This is a genomic window from Amycolatopsis sp. NPDC031561 (assembly GCF_055580625.1).
The window spans coordinates 276,095-292,893 of record NZ_JBVILA010000001.1; the positions used below are offsets into that span (position 1 = coordinate 276,095).

The 16,799-nt window shown below is 68.5% G+C and carries 17 protein-coding genes; 8 read left to right on the plus strand and 9 right to left on the minus strand.

Annotation, left to right across the window (positions count from 1 at the left end):
• The first annotated feature begins 24 nt into the window (after positions 1-24).
• Positions 25-2,238 carry a terpene synthase family protein gene (locus ACZ5IK_RS01345; RefSeq protein WP_465486053.1) on the plus strand — a complete coding sequence of 738 codons (2,214 nt, stop codon included), beginning with the start codon at positions 25-27 and terminating at the stop codon, positions 2,236-2,238.
• Between the two features lie 4 nt (positions 2,239-2,242).
• On the opposite strand, the gene ACZ5IK_RS01350 is transcribed toward ACZ5IK_RS01345, so the two are convergent.
• Positions 2,243-3,439 carry a beta-1,3-glucanase family protein gene (locus ACZ5IK_RS01350; RefSeq protein WP_465486054.1) on the minus strand — a complete coding sequence of 399 codons (1,197 nt, stop codon included), beginning with the start codon at positions 3,437-3,439 and terminating at the stop codon, positions 2,243-2,245.
• A 303-nt stretch (positions 3,440-3,742) separates the two neighbouring features.
• Between ACZ5IK_RS01350 and ACZ5IK_RS01355 the strand changes: the two genes are divergently transcribed.
• The gene (locus ACZ5IK_RS01355; RefSeq protein WP_465486055.1) at positions 3,743-4,366 is read left to right on the plus strand and encodes a sigma-70 family RNA polymerase sigma factor; all 624 of its coding nucleotides are present in this window, start codon (positions 3,743-3,745) and stop codon (positions 4,364-4,366) included.
• A gap of 353 nt (positions 4,367-4,719) precedes the next feature.
• On the plus strand, positions 4,720-5,634 hold the full coding sequence (locus tag ACZ5IK_RS01360) for a LysR family transcriptional regulator (protein ID WP_465486056.1): 915 nt from the start codon (positions 4,720-4,722) through the stop codon (positions 5,632-5,634).
• Here the strand turns inward: ACZ5IK_RS01360 and ACZ5IK_RS01365 are convergent.
• The gene (locus tag ACZ5IK_RS01365) at positions 5,616-6,605 is read right to left on the minus strand and encodes a small ribosomal subunit Rsm22 family protein (protein ID WP_465486057.1); all 990 of its coding nucleotides are present in this window, start codon (positions 6,603-6,605) and stop codon (positions 5,616-5,618) included. The genes ACZ5IK_RS01360 and ACZ5IK_RS01365 overlap by 19 nt on opposite strands.
• 207 nt (positions 6,606-6,812) lie before the next feature.
• Here ACZ5IK_RS01365 and ACZ5IK_RS01370 point away from each other — a divergent pair, with 207 nt between their 5' ends.
• Both ACZ5IK_RS01370 and ACZ5IK_RS01375 read left to right on the plus strand, forming a co-directional pair.
• A complete protein-coding gene (locus tag ACZ5IK_RS01370; RefSeq protein WP_465486058.1) occupies positions 6,813-7,229 on the plus strand; it encodes a YciI family protein in 417 nt (138 codons plus the stop codon).
• A 30-nt stretch (positions 7,230-7,259) separates the two neighbouring features.
• A complete protein-coding gene (locus ACZ5IK_RS01375) occupies positions 7,260-8,528 on the plus strand; it encodes an RNA polymerase sigma factor (protein WP_465486059.1) in 1,269 nt (422 codons plus the stop codon).
• Positions 8,529-8,538: 10 nt separating this feature from the next.
• Here ACZ5IK_RS01375 and ACZ5IK_RS01380 read toward each other — a convergent pair whose 3' ends face one another.
• Positions 8,539-8,934 (minus strand): sigma factor-like helix-turn-helix DNA-binding protein, encoded by a 396-nt coding sequence (locus ACZ5IK_RS01380; RefSeq protein ID WP_465486060.1) that lies wholly within the window; start codon positions 8,932-8,934, stop codon positions 8,539-8,541.
• 122 nt (positions 8,935-9,056) lie between these two features.
• Positions 9,057-9,929 carry a nuclease gene (locus ACZ5IK_RS01385; protein WP_465486061.1) on the minus strand — a complete coding sequence of 291 codons (873 nt, stop codon included), beginning with the start codon at positions 9,927-9,929 and terminating at the stop codon, positions 9,057-9,059.
• Between the two features lie 149 nt (positions 9,930-10,078).
• On the opposite strand from ACZ5IK_RS01385, the gene ACZ5IK_RS01390 reads away from it, so the two are divergent.
• A complete protein-coding gene (locus tag ACZ5IK_RS01390) occupies positions 10,079-10,489 on the plus strand; it encodes a GNAT family N-acetyltransferase (protein ID WP_465486062.1) in 411 nt (136 codons plus the stop codon).
• On the opposite strand, the gene ACZ5IK_RS01395 is transcribed toward ACZ5IK_RS01390, so the two are convergent.
• From ACZ5IK_RS01395 to ACZ5IK_RS01410, 4 genes are all read right to left on the minus strand, one after another.
• Positions 10,470-12,161, minus strand: coding sequence for an L-lactate permease (locus ACZ5IK_RS01395; RefSeq protein ID WP_465486063.1), 1,692 nt, complete (start codon positions 12,159-12,161; stop codon positions 10,470-10,472). The genes ACZ5IK_RS01390 and ACZ5IK_RS01395 overlap by 20 nt on opposite strands.
• A 1-nt stretch (position 12,162) precedes the next feature.
• Positions 12,163-12,945, minus strand: a complete 783-nt coding sequence (locus ACZ5IK_RS01400; RefSeq protein WP_101610986.1) for an IclR family transcriptional regulator — start codon at positions 12,943-12,945, stop codon at positions 12,163-12,165.
• A gap of 281 nt (positions 12,946-13,226) precedes the next feature.
• The gene (locus ACZ5IK_RS01405) at positions 13,227-13,634 is read right to left on the minus strand and encodes a CoA-binding protein (protein WP_465486064.1); all 408 of its coding nucleotides are present in this window, start codon (positions 13,632-13,634) and stop codon (positions 13,227-13,229) included.
• Positions 13,635-13,668: 34 nt separating this feature from the next.
• Positions 13,669-14,241 (minus strand): hypothetical protein, encoded by a 573-nt coding sequence (locus ACZ5IK_RS01410; RefSeq protein WP_465486065.1) that lies wholly within the window; start codon positions 14,239-14,241, stop codon positions 13,669-13,671.
• Positions 14,242-14,371: 130 nt separating this feature from the next.
• Here ACZ5IK_RS01410 and ACZ5IK_RS01415 point away from each other — a divergent pair, with 130 nt between their 5' ends.
• Both ACZ5IK_RS01415 and ACZ5IK_RS01420 read left to right on the plus strand, forming a co-directional pair.
• Entirely contained in the window at positions 14,372-15,169 is a 798-nt protein-coding gene (locus ACZ5IK_RS01415) for a 2-keto-4-pentenoate hydratase (protein WP_465486066.1), read from the plus strand.
• The gene (locus ACZ5IK_RS01420; protein WP_168214424.1) at positions 15,166-15,927 is read left to right on the plus strand and encodes a 2-keto-4-pentenoate hydratase; all 762 of its coding nucleotides are present in this window, start codon (positions 15,166-15,168) and stop codon (positions 15,925-15,927) included. Before ACZ5IK_RS01415 ends, ACZ5IK_RS01420 begins: the two co-directional genes overlap by 4 nt.
• On the opposite strand, the gene ACZ5IK_RS01425 is transcribed toward ACZ5IK_RS01420, so the two are convergent.
• Positions 15,908-16,792, minus strand: coding sequence for an alpha/beta fold hydrolase (locus ACZ5IK_RS01425; RefSeq protein ID WP_465486067.1), 885 nt, complete (start codon positions 16,790-16,792; stop codon positions 15,908-15,910). The two genes, ACZ5IK_RS01420 and ACZ5IK_RS01425, sit on opposite strands and share 20 nt — an antisense overlap.
• Positions 16,793-16,799 lie beyond the last annotated feature (7 nt).

The following is a 16,799-nucleotide window of genomic DNA, read 5'->3' on the forward strand; positions in this document are numbered from 1 at the left end:
CGTCCGTCCGGAAGGCAGTCGCAGATGCAGGCATTCACCTTGCCCGAGTTCTACGTGCCGCATCCGGCGCGGATAAACCCGCACTTGGAAGCGGCGCGGGCGCACAGTATGGCCTGGGCCAGGCAGAAGGGAATGCTCGATTCGCCGTCTCCGTCCGGCGACGTCGTCTGGACCGAGGAAGCGCTGGCGAAGATGGACTACGCGCTGCTCTGCGCGCACACTCATCCGGACTGTGACGGGCCGTCCCTCGATCTGGTCACGGACTGGTACGTATGGGTGTTCTTCTTCGACGACGATTTCCTCGCCCAATTCAAGTACACTCGGAACACCGAGGGCGCGAAGGCCTATTTGGACCGGCTGGAACTGTTCATGACCGGGCCGGGGGAAACGTCTCCGGAACCGGAGAACCCCGCCGAAGCCGGCCTCCAGGACCTTTGGGCGCGCACCATTCCCTCGATGTCGGAAGCGTGGCGGCGGCGTTTCGTCACCAGCACGCACAATCTGATGGTCGAATCGCTCTGGGAACTGGACAACATCGACCGCGGCCGGATCGCGAACCCCATCGAGTACGTCCAGATGCGCCGTCGTGTCGGCGGGGCGCCGTGGTCGGCGAACCTGATCGAGTACGCCGTCGGCGCCGAAGTGCCGGACAAGATCGCAGCGACCAGGCCGATGGAGGTCCTGCGCGACACCTTCGCCGACGCCGTCCACCTTCGTAACGACCTCTTTTCCTATCAACGCGAGGTGCGCGAGGAGGGCGAGAACTCCAACGCCGTCCTCGTCTTCGAGAAGTTCCTCGACTGCTCGACGCAGGAGGCCGCCGAGCTCACCAACGACCTGCTGACCTCGCGGCTGCAACAGTTCGAGAACACCGCGCTCGTCGAGGTGCCCGCGTTGCTGGCCGAACACGACGTCTCGCTGCCCGAACAGATCGGGGTCGGCCTGTACGTCAAGGGCCTGCAGGACTGGCAGTCCGGCGGCCACGAATGGCACGCGAAGTCGAGCCGGTACATGAACGAGGGGCCGGTCTCCGGCCTGAACGGGCCGACGGGACTCGGCACGGACTCGTTGCGGCTCTCGCCGAACCGGCTGGGCCTCGTCCAGCGGACGCGGCAGCAGGCGCCCGCGCCGTTCGCGCCGGTCGGGCACCTGCCGCTGCCCGAATTCCGCATGCCGTACCCGATCCGCACCAGCCCGCATCTCGCCGCGGCGCGGGAGTACGCCCCGACCTGGGCCCGGGCGATGGGCATGTTCGACCTCGTGCCGGGCGTCGAACAGGGCGGGGTCTGGGACGAACGCCGGTTCCGCGGCTTCGATTTCCCGCACTGCGCGGCGATGATCCACGCGGACTCGGACCTCGAACAGCTGAAGCTGTCGTCGGACTGGCTCGCTTGGGGCACCTACGGCGACGACTACTTCCCGCTGATCTTCGGGATGCGGCGGGACCCCGTCGCGGCGAAGCTCTGCAGCGACCGGCTCTCCCTGTTCATGCCGCTCGACGGCGAGCCGATGCCGGAGCCCTCGAACCCGGTCGAACTCGGGCTCGTCGATCTGTGGAACCGCACCGCGGGGCCGCTGAGCCCGCCCGCGCGCGCGGATTTCCGGCGGGCGATCGAGAGCATGACCGCGAGCTGGGTCTGGGAGGTGGCGAACCAGGCGCAGAACCGCGTCCCCGACCCGGTCGACTACGTGGAGATGCGGCGCCGCACGTTCGGGTCCGACCTGACGAAGAGCCTCGCCCGGCTCGAACTCGGTGACGTCGTCCCGCCGGAGATCTACCAGAACCGGGTCCTGTACGAACTCGACACCGCCGCCCAGGACTACGCCGCTTTCTGCAACGACCTGTTCTCGTATCAGAAGGAGATCGAATACGAGGGAGAGGTACACAACCTCGTCCACGTCATCGAGCGCTTCATGGAGGTGGACCGGTTTCAGGCCAGGGACATCGCCGCCCGCCTGATGAACGCGCGGATGGAACAGTTCGAGCAGCTCGCGGACGAGGACCTGCCGCGGATGTGCGACGACCTCGGGCTCGACGACGAGGTCCGCGCCGTGCTCACCCGGTACGCGGACAACATGAAGGAATGGATGTCCGGAATCCTGGAATGGCACCGGAAATGCGTGCGGTACATGCCGGGTGAACTGGAGCGCACCCGCACCCCCGAGCCGCCGGTGTTCTCGCTCAAGCCGAGCGGGATCGGCATGTCGGCCTGGCGGATCGGGAGTGCGGCGCGCTGAACTCCTAGAACGCCGTCAGGATGATCCGCGCGGTACGCGGGTCACCGTCGTGCACCAGCGACTCGAAGTGCCCGACGTCGTCGAACGCGAACCCGTAGGCCTTGCCGTCGACCATCTGCTCGTGGACGATCCGCGAGTAGTGGTCGGTCACGGACTGCTTGTAGAACTGGCCCGCGTCGTACGTCGGCTGCGTGTGCAGGGAACCGAGGGTCGACCGGTGCAGCGCCGCGCACAGCGTCCGCGCGATCGGGCCGACGACCTGGTCGTTCGGTGCCTGCAGCCGACCGTCGCAGTTGAAGACGTCGCGGGTGCTCGGCTTGCCGAACGACGCCACCGTCGCGCCCGAGGTGTTCGTGAACCGCATGACGTCGTCCCCGCCGGTGCGGCCGGTGAACTTCTTGCCGGGTTCGGCCTCGAACGGGACCACGGTCAGCGGTGTCGACTTGTAGGTGTTCCAGGCGCTCGTGACGTAGCCGTCGAGATAGTTCCCGCTGAACTTGCCGGAGTCGAGGCCCTTGCCCGGCGCGAGGACCCGCAGCCGGTTGTACGCCAGGTTCGAGAAACCGGACTGCCCTTGGATGGCGTTGAAGATGTTCTCGCGACCGCCCGGCTTGAGGCGACCGGCCTCCTTGTTCGCGCCGGCGCCGTTGGTCAGCCCGACGGCGTGCGGGACGCTGAACATGTCCACCTGCGAGCTGTTGATGAACAGCCCGCCGTTGTCGTAGGTGAACTCGCTCCAGTCGAACAGGATGTCCCGGTTCGGGTCGCCACCGGCCCACGGCGCGGGCTGCACCAGGCCGTCCGGGGTCAGGAAGAACTTGATCTTCTGCCCGAACGACAGGTAGACGCGGCCCGAGAGCATCCGCGGGATCCGCAAAGTGGTCGAGCCGCCGTTGCCGGGGCCCGCGATCGCGACGTCCGGCGCGGGGCTCGGTGGGTTGGCACCCGGCGGCCACGGGGTGAAGGCGCCGCCGGAGTTGACGTAGCCGAGCCTGCCGGTGTTGAGGTTCGTGCCGAGCACGTAGAGGTAGACCGCGTCGGAGCGGTTCGAATTGTTGGTGACGGTGAGCGGCAGCGGATCGGGACCGGCGGCGACCGCGGCGGGTGCCGCGAGGGCGGTGATTCCGGTGACTCCGGTGACCAGGGGGAGAACGACCGCCAGCGCGGTCAAGACGCGCCGGATCTTCTGACGGATGCGCACAGTGCACTCCTCGGCTGAATCCCGCCGCGGGAGCGCGAACGCGCCGCGGCGGTGCTTGCGGATGTCGGCCGGGGGCGCGTTCCCGGCCTGGGTGTGACCTTGGCGAGGGGTCTCAGCACGGAAAGTTACGTCCCGGTCCGCAACATGTCTAGACCAGCAGTGGGAACCTGTCCGGTTTCACGCCGGGGCGGACAATTCGTCTCGGACCTTCGTCGATTGAGGTGGCCGGATTTCTCGACTACCGTGGTCCGCGTTCCGTCCTGGACCCCGGCGGCAGGGTTTTCTCATCCGTGGGGAGCGGGCATGGACGGCGACGAGTTTCCGGTGCGGAGAACCGGCGGCGGTGAGACCTGGATTTCCCCTGCCTGCTGGGACGATCTGGCCAAGGCCGCGGTGGGCGGCGAGCCGCACGGCATGGACGTTCTCATGGCCGCGCTCATGCCGTGGGCGCGGCACTACACGGAAACCCGTCTGGGTGGTCGTGAGCTGACCTATCTCGAACCCGCCGACGTCGCGCAGGAGATCTGCCTCGCGGTCTTCATCGCGGTTCCCGGTCACGGGCTGCGCGGCGGTTCTTTCCTGTTCCTCATGCGCGCCATCGCGGCGAACAAGGTCGCCGACGTCTTCCGGAAGGCGGCGCGGAGCAAACAGGTCCTGACCGGTGAACTCCCGGATCGCCCGGCCGTCGCCACGGAGGAACCGGAAGAGCGAGCACTGCGGGACGACCTCGGGGTCCGGCTCGGCAAGCTGATGCGGATGCTGCCGGTCTCGCACCGGGAAGTACTGGGAATGCGGGTGATCGGCCAGCTGACGTCGAACGAGACGGCGGCGGCGCTCGGCACGACGTCGTCGCGCGTGCGGGTGACCAAACACCGGGCGATCAGCAGGCTGCGGGCCTGCGCTCAGCGCCAGGACGCCTTGAGCTGAATACGGATCAACAGCCGGATGAGCGGGTTTTCCCGCTTGGTCCGGGTTTCGAGAATACGAACGCACATGGCCCCTCCAGAGTTCGCCGACGAGCGCCGTTGCCGAGGGCCGGGACAAGCGGTCGTACTGCCACCCTAGGCGCGGACCGGGGAGCCGGAACCGGCTGAACGGACGATTGGGTCCCGCCTGAGCCATTCCGACGAGCACCGCTCAACTCTTCGGCTCATCACATTGGTGCCGAAGCGAGAATCCGGTCGTGACGGCCGGAATCGTCGATCGCACAGGGGAAAACCGGCGCCGGATGATACCGGTTCGGCGCTTGTCCGCCCTCTGGCGATACCTAAAATAAATGGGTGTTTTCCCTGGAGCAGCTCGTGAGTTTCGTCGCGGTGGCCGAGGAACTGCACTACGGCCGGGCGGCGGAGCGGCTCTCGATGACCCAGCCGCCGTTGAGCAGGCGGATCCAGTTGCTGGAGCGCGAACTCGGGGTCGAACTTTTCGACCGTACGCACCGCACGGTCCGGCTGACACCCGCCGGACGGGTTTTTCTCGCCGAGGCAAGGAAAATACTGCGTTCGTCGCACGAGGCGACGCTGTACGTCCGCCGGGCGAAAAAAGGCGAAGTCGGAGTCGTCACGCTCGGTTTCACCGCCACCGCGGCGTATTCGTATCTCGAACGCGTTCTCGCCGCGGCCAACGCGGAGGTTCCCGGTGTCGATCTGGTGTTGCGGGAAATGGCGACGTCGACACAGGTGGAGGAGTTGCTGGCGAGCGGGATCGATCTCGGCATGGTCCGGCCGCCGGTCACCGGCGGCGACATCGTGACCCTGCCGCTGTGGCGGGAGCCGCTGCTGGCCGCCCTGCCGTCGGGGCATCCTTTGGCGCGGCGCGAGAGGAATCCCGACGTCCGCGACTTCGGCGGCGAGCCGTTCATCATGTATTCGCCGTCGGAGGGCCGGTACTTCCACGACCTGCTCGTGGCGGTGTTCCGCACGGCGCGGGTGCAGCCGGTGTACACGCAGTACCCCAGTCAGGTGCACACGGCGCTCGCGCTGGTCAAAGCGGATCTAGGCCTCGCGCTGGTGCCCGCCGCGGCCGCCGCGCTGCGGTTCGAGGGTGTCGTGCTCCGTCCGGTGGACGGGATCGAGGGCCGTCCGGTGGAACTCGAACTGATGTGGCGTCGGGGCAACGACAATCCGGCGCTCGGCGCGCTGCTCGCCGTCATCGGCAACCTGGCGCGACGCGGCCGTCAGTCCCTTGTGGACTGAGGCGGCCAGGGATCTCCCCATTCGGCGTCGCGGGCCGCGCGGTAGACCGTGCCGTGCCGTTTGGTGACGATCGTTTCGGTGAGCCCGGTTTCGGCGCAGAGGGCGAGGCTCACCATGCCCTTGCGTTTGACCGGATGCCGCAGGATCCGGCCCTCGGCCCGCTCCGGTTCCGTTCGCGAGGCGACGACGTAGGAGAACTTCTCGTCCTCGAAGCCCAGCGTCCCGGACTTGAGCTGGCGGTGCAGGCCGGTGCGCGGGAGGCGGGCGGAGAAATGGCACCAGTCCTTGCCGCGCGGGATCGGGCAGTCGCCTTCGTGTGGGCAGGGCGCGACCAGGGAGAGCCCGAGCCCGACGAGCTGATCCCGCGCCTCGACGATCCGTTCGTAGCCCCCGGGGGTGCCGGGTTCGATCAGCACCAGCATCCCGGCCTTCGCCGACAGCCAGCGGACGACCTCGGCCCGGCGGGCCTCGGGCAGTTCGCCGAGGACGTAGGACAGGGTCACCAGGTCGGCGTCCGGCGCGGGCGCGGCCGGGTCGATCAGCCCGCGTTGCCACGTCGAGCCCCGGACGGCTTTGTCCCCGGCTTTCCCCGCCATCCGCTGCCCCAGCGCGATCGCGCCGGGGACCTGCTCGACGACGGTGCTCTCCTCCAACGACGGCCAGACGTCGGCCGCCGCCCAGATCGCGGCACCGGTACCGCCGCCGACGTCGATCTGCGTGCGCGGAGCGAACCCGGGAGCGCGGAGGGCGGCTTCGGCGAGAACAGCGTGTACGGCCGCGTAGGTGGCCGGCATCCGGTAGCCCGCGTACGCGGCTATGTCCGCGTCGGTCGACAGGATCGGAGCCGTCGCCGGGTTGTTCTCCCGGTAGCGCGCGCTGAGCCGCTCGACGGACTGCGTCAGCCTGGTCTGGGGGTATCGGCCCAGCTCTGCGTCTAGGGCGGAGCGGAGATCTGAGGGGAGGGCGGCCACGACGGGTCAGGATAGGCCCAGCCGCGCGGAGCGCGCCCTTCAAGGGTGGGTGGTGGGGATGAGGTGGCACCATGTGCGGTTGACCTGGGGTTTTCCGGCTGCTCGAATACTCGCGGAAAAAGTTTTGGGGACCGTGTCGAAACCGGGGATGCCCGTTCGACGCGTAGATGTGGCAGGGACGAGCCCCGCCGGGAACGGAGACGCGAGATGCGGTTCATGGTGATTGTCAAGAGCGACGAGAAGACCGACGCGGCCGGCACCCAGCCGAGTGCCGAGGACCTTCAGGAGATGGGGAAGTTCAACGAGGAGCTGGTGAAGGCCGGCGTCATGCTCGCGGGTGAAGGACTGCACCCCAGCTCCGAGGGTTTCCGCATCCAGTACTCCGGCACCACCGAGGCCAGGGTCGTCGACGGGCCCTTCGCCGAGAGCAAGGAGCTCATCGCGGGTTTCTGGATCCTGCAGGTCAAGGACCGGGCCGAGGTCGTCGAGTGGATGAAGCGCGCGCCGTTCCGCGAGGGCGAGATCGAGATCCGCCGGGTGTTCGAGCTCGAGGAGTTCGACAACGCGACCCCGGAGATCATCGAGACCGAGAAGAAGCTGCGGGAGCAGGCCGAGGCGAACTAGTGGTTGCGGTCGTCGCGTTGACGATGTTGATTGGTCGGCGTGACGGCAACAGCAGACCCACGGTCGGCGATCGACGCGGTGTGGCGGATCGAATCGGCCCGCCTCATCGCCGGTCTCGCGCGGATGACGCGCGACGTCGGCCTCGCGGAGGAACTGGCACAGGACGCGCTGGTCGCCGCGCTCGAACAGTGGCCTGAGTCGGGCGTCCCGAGGAATCCGGGCGCCTGGCTCATGACCACGGCGAAACGTCGTGCCGTCGACACTTTCCGGCGCAACGAGCGGTACGACCGGAAGCTCGGCGAGATCGGCCGCGAGCAGGAGTTCGAGGAGGAACCCGACTTCACCGCGGGCCTCGACGACCACATCGAGGACGATCTGCTGCGGCTGGTGTTCACCGCCTGTCACCCGGTGCTCTCGACCGAGGCCAGGGTGGCGCTGACGCTGAAGATGATCGGCGGGTTGCAGACGCACGAGATCGCGCGGGCGTTCCTCGCCAAGGAAACCGCCATCGCGCAGCGGATCGTCCGTGCGAAGAAGACGCTCGGCGACGCCAAGGTGCCGTTCGAGGTGCCCGAGGGGCCGGATCGGGTCGCCCGGCTTTCGTCGGTGCTCGAAGTCATCTACCTGATCTTCAACGAGGGCTATTCGGCGACGGCGGGCGAGGACTGGATGCGGCCGGGGTTGTGCGAGGAGGCGCTGCGGCTCGGCCGGATCCTCGCGGGACTCATGCCGAAGGAACCCGAGGTGCACGGGCTCGTCTCGTTGATGGAGATCCAGGCTTCGCGGTCCGCCGCGCGTGTCGGGCCGAACGGCGAGCCCGTGCTGCTGCTGGACCAGGATCGGACCAAATGGAACCGGCTCCTGATCGGCCGCGGCCTCGCCGCGCTGGACCTCGCCGAGTCGCTCGCGGACGGCGCTTTCGGCGTCTACGCGGCACAGGCCGCCATCGCCGCCTGCCACGCGCGGGCGCGAACGGGCGAGGAGACCGACTGGGGACGCATCGCGGTCCTCTACGAAGGTCTCGGGCAGCTCAATCCGTCGCCGGTGATCGAGCTGAACCGTGCGGTGGCGCTGTCGATGGCCGTCGGGCCGGAGGCGGGGCTCGAGGTCGTCGACAAACTGACGTCGGAGCCCGCGCTGAAGTCGTATCACCTGCTGCCGAGCGTGCGCGGCGACTTCCTGGCGAAGCTCGGCCGTCTCGACGAGGCCCGCGCCGAGTTCGAGCGCGCGGCGGAGATGACCGGGAACGACCGGGAACGCACCCTGCTGCTGAACCGCGCGGCCGACTGCACCCCCTGACCCCGACGCGTCAGGCGGGGGTGGGGCGCAGGGCGGTCAGGGCGCGGTGCTGACCCAGCCGGACGGCCTGCACGGAGCAGCCGAGCGCCAGCGCGGTGTCGTCGGCGGAAAGCCCGACGAGCGACCGCAGCACCATGATCTCGCGCTGCTGCCCCGGCAGCCCCGAAAGCGGGTTCGGCAGTTCGGCGGCGGTCCGGTGGAAGTCGTCGACCAGGCGGCGCGTGACGTCGTAGGCGAACGCGAGGAGCGTGGGCACCTCGTCGGCTCCGGCGAGGATCGCGAGGCAACTGTCCTTCGCGACCGCGTCGGCGGTTTCGTAGGTGCCCGACCGTCGTCCGATCCGCGCCCGGCAGTAGCGCACGACCAGGACGCGGATGGCGTCGACCAGTTTCGAAGCTGTCTCCATCCGCCCGCCGGCCTCCTCGGACCGCCGCGAACCGTGTACTCGCATCGGCTCCCTCTCCCACCTTTCAGATGAGCACAGCGGGAGGGGACGGAGGTACGGTCTTTTTGCCCACACCGGGGTGTTCATGCCTCGATGAAGACGATCCGTTCCGGTTCGACCGTCAGGTTCACGGTCTGCCGCTTCACGCTCACCAGGGTCTCGAACTCGGTGGCGTGTCCGCCCGGGACGGTGAACAGCCGGTCGTTGCGGGAGTCCAGGAAGTCGGAGAAGCCGGTCAGCGAGACCCCGCCGCTTTCGTCGAGCGCGAGGTAGTCGACGAGCCTGCGGAACAGTTTCGGCAGGATCACCAGTTCGTCGGCCAGCTGACGTCGTGACGAGAGCTTGAACCCGGAGTTCGTGACGTCGTCCGGCCACAGCCCGAGCCCGTCTTGGCGCGCTTTGGCGGCGGCCTCGGCCAGCGCGTCGCGGAGATCGGGGAAAAGCAGCGAATAGAACGTCGGGTAGACGAGTCCGTCCGCGACCTGCCGGTAGTTCGCGGAGTTCTTCAGCGTTTTGACGTCGAGGTGGACCTTGGAAAGGTCCGCCGACCGTCCCGGCCGTTGTCCGGGAAAGGCGAACGCCACCGCTCGTCCGTATTTGTCGGCGAATCGCGTCAGTATGTGACCCGCTACCTTGATCGGGGTCGATGAAGTAACTCTTCCCCGTTCATCGCGTGCGACCGTTTTGAAGCCGAGGACCTTCAGCAGGTTCGACGCCGCGGCGTCGGCGAATTCCGCGGGCTGATGCCACATCCCGCCGGTTCCCCTGGCCTGGTAATGCGTTTCGAGTGCGTCGATCGCGTCGAGCCGCAACTGCATCCCGCCCCGCGAATTCAGCCGGACCTTCAGGCCCGCCTTCTTGGTCGCCTGGGGATCGTCGGGATAGAACCGCACCGAATCGCCGTCCGGTGAGGCTCCGACAAGCTGGAACGTACCTTTGATCAGCGTCATGGGCATGAGCACAACGGTAGTTCTCATTCCGGTGAACGAACCTTCCGTTCATCCATCCAGACCAGTCGCCGGTAAAGATCAGATGACCATTGTGGACATTCTCGGAGATCCTCAAATGGCTGGCGCGAAATGATCATTTCCGGGATGCTGGCGGGATGACCGACTTCTCCTACCGCTGGCGTGACCCGGTCACCGACGACGAGATGTCCGATCTCGTCCGTTCGCACGGCGGCGAGCCCGTGCCCGGCTGGTGGAACGGCATCCGACGGCACAGCCTCGGCTGGGTCACCGCCCGGGACCACGCCGGAACACTGGTCGGCTTCGTGAACGTCGCCTGGGACGGCGGGGACCACGCGTTCCTGCTCGACACGAAGACCCGCGGGACCCATCAGCGGCGGGGGATCGCCAGGGCCGTCGTCCGGCTCGCCGTGCTCCACTCGCGGGCCGCGGGTTGTGAATGGCTGCACGTCGACTTCGTGCCGGAACTGCGTTCGTTCTACTTCGACGCCTGCGGTTTCCGGGCGACCGAGGCGGGCCTGATCCGGCTCACGGGCCCGGAATCATGAAGCTCAGCACGGTCGCCTGAAGCAGTGAGATCACCCCGACCACGGCGGTCAGCAAGACCGACCACAGGAACGTCTGCCGCAGCAGCGCGCCTTCCTGCCCGCTCTGCCCGATCGCGGTGGCGCCGATGGACAGGTTCTGCGGCGAGATCATCTTGCCCATCACGCCGCCCGAGGTGTTCGTGGCGCCGGCGAGGATCGGGTCGACACCCAGTTGCTGCGCCGAAATCACCTGCATCGGCCCGAAGAGACTGTTCGTCGACGCGTCCGAGCCGGTGAGGAAGACGCCCAGCCAGCCGATGTAGGCGGAGAACACCGGGAACAGCACCCCGGTGGTCGCCAGCGCGAGGCCGAGGGTCTGCGTCGCGCCCGAGTAGTTCATGACGAACGCGATCGCGAGGATCATGAAGATCGTCGCCAGCGCCCACCGCATCTGGTACAGCGTCCGCCGGTAGGTGGCCAGCAGCAGTCCCGGTTTCGCGCCCATCGCGAAACCCGCCACGATCGCCGCCAACAGGGCGACGGTTCCCGGCGAGTAAAGGAAATCGACGGTCAGCGTCGCCGCGTACGGGGTGTCCTTGGGCGTGATCGGCGCGTGCTGGACGACCTCCTTGTGCAGCCCCGGCCACGCGAACACCCAGTCGGCCCTGTGCAGCAACTTCGTCAGGTCCAGCCATTCGGGCAGGTTCTTGAAGATCGTGCCGACGCGGGAAAGGAAGATCGCCGCGATCAGCACGATGTACGGGGCCCACGCGTACAGCGCGCCCCGTTCGGCCTTCGCCGCACCGAGACTCGCCCCGGCCTTCACCGGCTCTTCGCCGTCGAAACGCCAAACCGCCCGCGGCTGCCAGAACCGCGTCAGGATCCACAGCGAGGCCATCGCGGCGAGCGCGGCGACGACGTCGACGAGGCTCGGGCTGATGAAGTTCGAGGTGACGAACTGCATGACCGCGAACGACAGGCCCGCCGTCAGCACCGCTGGCCAGACTTCGACCATCCGCTTCCAGCCCGCGAGGACCACGATCAGGAAACCGGGGACGATCAAGGCCAGCAACGGAAGCTGGCGCCCGACCATCGACGAGAACAGTTCCGTCGCCTGTTCCGGTGGCAGGCCGAGGATCGGCGCGGTCAGCCTGCCCAGCACGATGAGCGGGTTGCCGAGACCGCCGAACGCGACCGGCGCGGTGTTCGCCAGCAACGCCAGCACGACCGCCTTCACCGGCGGGAAGCCGAGCGCGGCCATCATCGCCGCGGTGATCGCGATCGGTGACCCGCCGCCCGCGATCCCTTCCAGCAGCGCGCCGAACCCGAACGCGATCAGCAGCGCTTGGAGGCGGCGGTCCTCACTGAACCCGGCGAGGACCGCCTTGATGCTGTCGAACCGTCCGGTCGCGACGGTGACGTTGTGGAAGTACACGGCATGGAACGCGATCCAGGCCACCGACCACACCCCGAACACGAGGCCCATGGCCGCGGAGTCGAAGGCGAGCCCGGCGGGCATGCGGTACAGCAGCACCGCGACCAGCAGCGCGGTGATCAGCGCCAGCGCCGCCGAGAGGTGCGCCGATCGGCGCAGGACGCCCAGCGTCACCAGCAGCACGATGATCGGCAACGCCGCCAGCGCCGCGGACAGCCACAGCCCGCCCGCCGGCTGGTAGTCCTGGAGCCAGCCCACCTCAGCCCCTTTGCGCCCGCACGTAACCCAGCCGGAGCGACAGTGCGGCGGCGGTTCCGGCCACTGTCGCGCCCAGTTCGTCGGTGCGGCGGAGCACGCGGCCGGCGGGGCCCGCGATGCTGATCGCGGCGATCGGCCGTCCGGTGTGGTCGCGGACGGCGGCGGCCACGCAGCCGACGTCCGGCTCGTTTTCGACCTCGTCCACGGCCCAGCCGCGACGGCTCGTCCTGGCCAGGTCGTCGAGCAGCCGGGCCGGGTCGTTGATCGTCTTGAGCGTGAGGCTGTCGAGTTTCATCCGGCGGATGCGTTCGACGCGGTCCTGTTCGGGCAGTGCCGCCAGCCACGCCTTGCCCAGCGAAGTCGCGTGCTGCGGGCGTCGCGTGCCGAGGCGGCAGGCCAGGGTGACGGCGTTGGCGCTGCGTTCGGTGGCGACGTAGACCATCGTGTCGTTGTCCGGGACCGCGAGGTACGTCGTCTCGCCGCTCCGCTCGGCGAGCGACGCGAGATAGCGCGGCGCGCAGCGGTGGAGATCGGTCGCCGCCATCGCGCGGGCGCCGAGTTCGACCAGCCGGGTGCCGAGCCGCACGCGGCCGGTGGCGCGATCGGCTTCGAGGTATTCGAGGTTCTTGAGGGTGCCGACGATGCGGTAGGCGGCGCTCCGGGAGAGACCCAGTTGCCTGGCGATCGCATTGGTGGAAATCTCCTGGTTCTGGCCTACATGCTCGAGAACCGCGAGTCCGCGCTCGAGTGTGCCACTGGAATCCAGGCCCCGTGGTGTGCCCACATCGCCCTCCGTTGGACCGGGGTACCGATGGCCGGTACCGGTTGCCGCTAAGCGGATTCGGACGTTAACAGCTCGGTCCACCCTTGGGAAGGTTTCTTAACAAACTGTCGACCGGACAAGTTTTCCCAGCTCGGGGCCTTGCGGTCAAGATCACCGGTTTGGACCAATCCCTTCGGCGGTTCCGATTGGGTGTATGAGTTCAGGGGCCATTTTTCTATTCACGGATATGAAAGAACCCCTCGCCGGAAAAGACGGCGAGGGGTTCGGCCCGGAGTGTGTTTCTAACGGACCGAGAGGTTCGCGACCGCTCGGACGACACCCGTGCAGCGGTCTTCGACGTAGTCCAAGCCGCCTTCTTCGGCGATCCGGCGGGACTCGGCGGAGACGATGCCCTGCTGGAGCCAGAGCGCCTTCGCGCCGATCGCGACGGCCTGCTCGGCGATCGGCGGGGTGTCGGCGGACGGGCGGAAGACGTCGACGAGGTCGACGGGCTCCGGGATGTCGGTCAGCGAGCGGTGGACCTTTTCGCCGAGCAGCTCGTCGGCCGAAGGGTGGACGGGGATGATCCGGAAGCCGTGTGCCTGCAGCGCGGCCGCGACCCCGTGCGAGGCCTTGGCCGGATCGCGGCTCAGCCCCACGACGGCGATCGTCTTCGATCCGGCGAGGATCTCGGTGGCGCGATCGGTCATACCGGCTTCAACCACCCCGGGCGCGCGGGAATTCCTAGAGCTTCCACAGCCGCAGGCCGCGCACCCGGTACACCGGCCAGACGACGTGCCAGGCGCGGCGGCGGAGGAAGACCGCGGAACAGGTCAGGACGCTGTGCGCGGACGTCGTCGCGACGTCGTGGCGATCCGGCCAGCTCTCGCCGTGCCTCCCGGCGGCGATCCGGAAGACGTTGACCAGGCCGCGGCCCTGCATGTCGTACTTCGCGCCGGTGTCGCCGGAATCCGGGGTCAGGGACGCGATCTCCGGGCCGAACGCGGCCGCGGGCGCCGGCCCCGCGTCGGCGGGGAGGTCGCCGACGGTCGCCGAGATCGCCTTGCCGTAGAGGCGTCGGGTGTAGCGCTTGAGCAGCAGCCGCTCCCACAGCGGGAGCACACGGCTGTGCCTGAGCAGCGCCGAACACTCCGCGTGCCCGATCGCGAAGATGTCGGTCAGCTCGTCGTACGCGTTGTGCGACGTGGGTTCGTTGAGGTGCACGCGCACCTCGTACCGGATGCGCGCGGTGAGCTCGTCGAGCTCCTCACGGCGGTCGATCCTGGTCTTCGCCCGCGAGAGCGTCCAATCGGACATGGGAGCAGGCTAGGTGAAGATCGCGGCCGCGCAAGACACTTTCGGCCTAATCTCGCCGTACCGGCCAGTGGAACGGGCGCCTTGTGCGGGTCAAGGCGAGGGGGCAGAGTTCTGCTGTCGGAAGGAGCCCATGGACGCCAGCACGCTGCAGGAGGCCGCGGCCGCGCTGCTCAGCGCGTACGAGACCGGCAAGCCGATCGCGCCCCTGATCGAGACGTATCCGGCCGCGACCCTCGAGGACGCGTACCGCATCCAGCAGCGGCTCGTCCGCCACTGGACCGAACGCGGCGACGGCGTCCGCGGGCACAAGGTCGGTCTCGCGTCCGCCGCGATGCAGCGGCAGATGGGCGTCGACCAGCCCGACTACGGTCACCTGACCGGCTCGATGTTCCACCTCGAACACCAGTCGATCCCGATCGGCGACTTCCTGCAGCCGAAGATCGAACCGGAGATCGCGTTCGTGCTCGGCTCGCGGTTGCGCGGCCCCGGCGTCACGGTGGCGGACGCGCTGCGGGCGGTGGACTTCGTCGTCCCGGCGCTGGAGATCGTCGATTCCCGCATCCAGGACTGGAAGATCAGCATCGTCGACACCATCGCGGACAACGCGTCCTCCGGCGGCGTCGTCCTCGGCAGCAGGCCGACCGCCATCGGCGACCTCGACCTGCGGCTGGTGGGGTGCAACCTGCACCAGAACGGCGAGCTCGCGGCCACCGGGGCCGGCGGCGCCGTCCTCGGTTCGCCGGTGAACGCGCTGGTGTGGCTCGCGAACACGGTCGGGCCGCTCGGTGTCGCGCTCGAGCCAGGGCATGTCGTGCTGCCGGGCTCGATGACGCGCGCGATCCCGGTGAGCCCCGGCGACACCGTCGTCGCGACGATGGCGGGGCTCGGCAGTGTCACCGCGAAGTTCTCCGGGGAGGAGCGGGCGTGAGCCTTGGTGTGCGGGAGGCGGCGGAAGCGCTGCTGTCCGGGGAAGAACGCGAACCGCTGACCGACGAGTGGCCCGCTTTGGACGTCGATACCGCGTATGCGATCCAGGACGAGGCGTTGCGGCTCCGGCGGGCGCGGGGCGAGACGGTCGTCGGCGTCAAGCTGGGCATGACCTCGCGGGCGATGCGGCAGAGCATGGGTGTCGACTCGCCGTTGCTCGCGTGGCTGACCGACGCGATGGTCCTGCCCGCTGGTGTCCCGGTGCCGTCGCTGATCCACCCGCGCGCGGAACCGGAGCTGGTTTTCGTGCTGGGCAAGCGACTCGCGGGTCCCGGTGTGACCGCGGCGACCGCGATGGCGGCGGTGGACCGGGTCTACGGCGGCGTCGAGATCATCGACAGCCGATATCGCGATTACCGCTTCAAACTGCCGGACGCCGTGGCGGACAACGGTTTCTCCGCGTACTTCACGCTCGGTCCCGTCGGTGTCGACCCGTCCACAGTGGACCTCTCGTTGGAGGCGGCGCTCCTGGAGGTCGACGGTGCCATCGTCGACACCGCCACCGGTGCCGCCGTACAGGGGCATCCGGCGGAAGCACTGGCGCTCGCGGCCAACACCCTCGGCGCGCGCGGGCTCGCGCTGGAACCGGGCTGGATCGTGCTCACCGGCGGGATGACCGACGCCGTCGAGCTGCGCCCGGGATCACGGGTGGCGGCGCATTTCTCGCATCTGGGTTCGATCACGCTCGCCGGGTCTTGACGTCGGCGCGGGCCGCCGTCCGGACCAGGCCGCGCACCAGCCGCGGCCAGATCGCGCGCGGGAGGTCGTGCCCCATGCCGGGGACGATGTCCACTTCGGACTCCCGCAGCGCGCGGGCCGTCGCCCGTCCGCCGGAAACGTGCACGAGCGGATCCTTCGCGCCGTGCACGACAAGGGCGGGCACTTCGACCTTGCGCAAAGCGCGGAAGCGATCCCGGCTCGACAGGATCGCGGCCAGCTGCCGGGCGGTCCCGCCGGGATTGACGCCGCGGTCGAAGGACCGTTCCGCGCGCTCACGCATCCGGGCCTCGTCGAAGGGATAACCCGGTGAGCCGATGACGCGGAACGTGCGCACCAGGTAGTCGACGTACTGCTCGCGATTGCGCGGCGGAGCCGAAAGCAGCATCGCCATCGCCTTGGCGCTCGGCCGCCCGACGAACCGGTTCCCGGTGGTCGACATGATCGACGTCAGCGAGCGCACCCGCGACGGACGCTCGATGGCGAGGGTCTGCGCGACCATCCCGCCCATCGACGCGCCCACGACATGCGCGCTCTCGACGCCGAGTTCGTCCAGCAGCCCGGCGGCGTCGTCCGCCATGTCCTTCAGCGAGTACGGCGCCGTGCGCAGGGTGTACGCCAGCGGCAGGCTCACCCGTCCGGCCATCCGGCTGGAGCGGCCGGCGTCCCGGTTGTCGTAGCGGATGACGAAGAACCCCTCGGCCGCGAGGTTCTCGCAGAGTTCGTCGTCCCACCAGATCATCTGCGAGGCCAGGCCCATGATCATCAGCAACGGCTTGCCGTCCGGCGGACCGAACGTCTCGTGACACAGCTCGATGCCGTTCACTTCGGCGATTGTTTCCGGCATCAGGACA